Source organism: Albidovulum sp. (genome assembly GCF_049646345.1).
GTDB lineage: Bacteria > Pseudomonadota > Alphaproteobacteria > Rhodobacterales > Rhodobacteraceae > Albidovulum.
The window spans coordinates 1-1,669 of record NZ_JBARVQ010000017.1; the positions used below are offsets into that span (position 1 = coordinate 1).

At 61.6% G+C, this 1,669-nt stretch carries 3 protein-coding genes; all 3 read right to left on the reverse strand.

What is annotated here, in order from left to right; genetic code table 11:
- Positions 1 to 220 precede the first annotated feature (220 nt).
- Entirely contained in the window at positions 221 to 808 is a 588-nt protein-coding gene (locus WBB85_RS00410; RefSeq protein WP_432636647.1) for a cobalamin biosynthesis protein CobQ, read from the reverse strand.
- Between the two features lie 4 nt (positions 809 to 812).
- A complete protein-coding gene (locus WBB85_RS00415; protein ID WP_432636648.1) occupies positions 813 to 1,580 on the reverse strand; it encodes a DsbA family protein in 768 nt (255 codons plus the stop codon).
- On the reverse strand, positions 1,577 to 1,669 hold a 93-nt coding region (locus WBB85_RS00420), incomplete at its 5' end, for a L,D-transpeptidase (protein ID WP_432636649.1). The genes WBB85_RS00415 and WBB85_RS00420, both read right to left, overlap by 4 nt.

Genomic DNA, 1,669 nt, shown 5'->3' on the forward strand with positions numbered 1-1,669 from the left:
CCGTGCGGGCATCGTGGCCACCGGCCACCTTGCCCGCAGCATTCGGCTAGGGGTGAGTTGGTTTACTGGTCAGGAGCCGCAAACGGCTGCCAACTTCGGTCGCAATGGCAGCAATGCCCACTGCTGACAGGCGCGCAGCAAAGGCGGTCGATCCAGACAGCAGCATGGAGTAAATTGGCGCATGGTTTTCGAGTCTCGCGGGCAGTTATATTGTCACGCTTCACCCCATGCCATGTAGTCCATGGAAGCCACCGGTGAGGATGACAGGCACTACGATCAGGGCTGCAGGTGCGAGGATCAGCGCCCGTTGCCATGCCCGCTTGAGCCGCCAACACAAGAAAAGAGCTAGCAAGACAACCAACCCGACCTCGAAGACCGCGAAAACGTCGCCGTAGAAGCGCTGGTCCCAGTAGCTGACCGGGCTACGGTAAACCCAGTCAGACACCGGCCAGAACTGGCGTCGGGCGTCGTCGTGATGGGTTGTGAAATCCCCTACGGCGTGAAGCAAACCGGAGCCCGCGAAGGCGCGCAGCAGGACGTGGCTGCTCCACAGGGCAGCAACGAAAAGCGTGCCCCAGATCAGGAAGCCGTGATCCACCGCGAAAATCGCCTGCCACGAGTCCGAAAAGTATAACTGTCCAAAGACATCATGCTCGGGCAAACCGAGCACGCGGGTGGACCACAGGACCAGAGCGAACATCGGCAAGTCCGGGACAAAGCCCCCGACCATCGCCGCAACAAGAGTGGCCGGTGCCATGGGCCGCGCGAAAAAAGCCGCTCCGATCAGCATGTGCGAGGGCGTGTTCATGGCGTCAGCATACGGGTGTCTGTCTGGTTTTCTCATCTTCCGCGATGCGCCGCAGGAGTACGTAGGGAATCGCGCCGTTGAGGACCGTTCGCCCGATCACGAGCCCCGGCGTCCCAATAAACCCGAAAATATCTGCGAGAGCCCGGGTCCGATCAAGCTCTGCCTGGACTTCGGGCGAGGCCATATCGCGCACAAGCTGATCGACGTCGAGTCCGATGTCGGCGGCTACGCGCAAGACGGATGCCGGTTCTGCAACCAGCGGGGTCCGCATGAAGCGGCGACGTAGCTCTTGCTGCATGCCTTGCCGTGCCGCCGCAACCGAAGCGCGTGCGGCGAGTTCGGACGCAGGCCCGAAAATGGGGAGTTCGTGCTGGATAAGGCGGAAGGGAGAGGTATCCTCTGCCAAAAGCGTATCCAGATCCCGTTCGAGTGCCCGACAGTAAGGGCAGCGGAATTCACTGAAGTATGCGATTGGGACGATTTCCGTCGGTACCGCCGGGCCGAACAGAGCAGGGCAAAGGTCGGCACGCAAAGCGTCTGCACGCGCGCGTCGCTGGTCGGCATCGTCGCGCGGTGCGTCTAGCCCTATGAGTGCGACCGTTGCCGCAGAAGTCTGACCCTGTTCCTCAAGCCGGCGAAATGGCGGCAAGTCTGGCAAGTCGACATAACGTGGGCCGCGCCCGGGAAGATATTCCCACTGCAGTGCACGCAAGCCGTAGATCAGGGTGACGATACCGCCAAGAACGAGGAGGCCACGGCGTGACCCCGTCACAGCACGGTCACCGGCGTGCCGACGGGCACTTGATCATAGAGCTGCTTCACATGATCGTTCAGCATGCGGATGCAGCCGTTCGATACGGA